The sequence below is a fragment of the Rhizobium sp. P1_E6 genome (genome assembly GCF_056405875.1).
In genome coordinates this window covers 1-1,832 of the sequence record NZ_JBFUBG010000244.1, presented here as the reverse complement: position 1 = coordinate 1,832, position 1,832 = coordinate 1, and the positions used below count along the sequence as shown (strand labels likewise).

General features: G+C 53.1%; 2 protein-coding genes. Both read right to left on the bottom strand.

Annotated elements, in window-relative coordinates; all coding sequences use genetic code 11:
• Positions 1 to 395: pentapeptide repeat-containing protein (locus tag AC1D35_RS35835; protein ID WP_477942723.1), on the bottom strand; the 395-nt coding region annotated here is incomplete at its 3' end.
• Positions 396 to 399: 4 nt separating this feature from the next.
• On the bottom strand, positions 400 to 1,832 hold a 1,433-nt coding region (locus tag AC1D35_RS35830; protein ID WP_477942721.1), incomplete at its 5' end, for a glycosyltransferase.

Here is a 1,832-nt window from a genome sequence, read left to right as displayed (position 1 = left end):
AGCATGTCTTGAGGGTTGGATACCCGGCGAAGCTCCGTAGTCCCAAGAATGTTCAAGATCTTGGAAGAGAAATCGCTCATCGTCGGATGCGTATCCGCGACAGTCGACAAGGACCGAACTGAAGATTGACGCGGCAAAATGGTGCCTACTGTCGAAGCACCCGATAAATTGGCGAGGTCGATGCCTTTTACCTCCCTCATGTCGGCACCATTGAGATTGGCATCCGTCAAGTCGAATTTGGATAGATCCACTTCGCCAAACTTAACACCACTTAAATCCGAGCCTCTTAGGTCAGAGGCTGGATCCAAGCCAGCAATTTCGATAAGCGCGGAAAATCCTTCGTTCCTGCTCCGAAGCAACTTCCGGATTACAGCCAGTTCGTCCAACGTCAACATCGCTTCATATCTCTTCGGATTCGAATTGACTGAGCACTACAATTGAATGTCTTTGGGACAAAGTCTTTTCCAAAAAGACGTTCAGAACTCTCTCCACATCGATAGCGGACTGCGTATTGAATACGTCATGCACCGTGTAGTGTATGTCACGGGGCCGACAAGAGATTTCAACGAGGAGTTTCGCCTTCTCCTTTGAAGTTCGCTGTAGTCTACAAAGCGCCTCGGCTCCCAAGGCCCGACGCATTATAACCTCGCGTTCAACGGGTCCTGAGATCTGCCACCGGTTACCCCCGCTTGCCCGAACATGAGGCGTGACATCCGCAGCATCACCCAAGCGCTCGCCTTTTTTAACCGAGAAATTGACCATTTCCAGATGGAGCGATGCCTCGCGGACGCCGTACTCAACCGTGCAGTCATCGACCGCGAACTCAGCGTTTCCGAATCGAGTATCCACCAACAAATCGAACTCGGACGTAAGCTTGCCTTGAGCGGAGGATACTTCAAGCTCTACCACCTCCGGCAACGCATTTGTCACCGTGCCTCTAAGGAGCACATCATTCCATTCCTCCGTCTCTATGACAGGCGGGCTCAAACTCTTGGTGCCGCCTGATAACTCTTTAATGAAGGACGCAGCTGTATGCCCCCACGTGCAGCCAAGTCTTGAAACCAGTTGCTGCTTAAGCTCGCGCGCACGGTTTTTCGCAGCTTCCAAATTCCCGGCGATACGTTTAATCGACTTCACAACGGCGTCGAGATCCTCCGGGTGAAAGTTCCGCTGTTCGGGCGATCCCCTTTTCCCCCGAATATCAACGGCTTCGACACAACCAGGTCCGATTCCCGGAAGGCTCCGCTCGAGCAACTCATAGAGTCCGCTATTGCGGGAGAGAATAAGCGGCGTTTCCGCTGCGATTGCTTCCCAACCCGCCAGCCCAAAACCTTCGTGCCAAGAGAGCATCAGGGCCAGATTACAACGCTCGAGCCGCGCGAGAAGCATCTTGCGAGATGCGTCGTAGGGAAGAGGAACAATATTGAGCGCGGCCTGAGCCTCACGCTCGGCTTGCTTCTGAATCTGCTCTGCCTCAACGAGCCATCGGTCCCCTAGTCCGAGGATGTAGAAACTCGACTCCCTTAGGGGATTTTTCCAATCCTCAGCCTCCCTGGCCGCCTTTACCGATCTTGCAAAGCCCGAAACCGCCAGCAGCCCTTGCTTAATTCTATCATCCTGATGCTCCATCCGCCCGAACGTAATACCCACAATGCGATCATCCGACGAATGATCGCTAATGTTGGCAGGAAACCCTGGGATTAGTTCGAAGGCTTTGCGACCGGTTAACTCCTTTGCAGCACGGGAAAGTAGGGGGCCGACAGCGAATTCATGCTTACTGCGCCGAAATAGTTCAACTTGCTCATAGCTCTTTTGATCGGCCCTCACAGGAT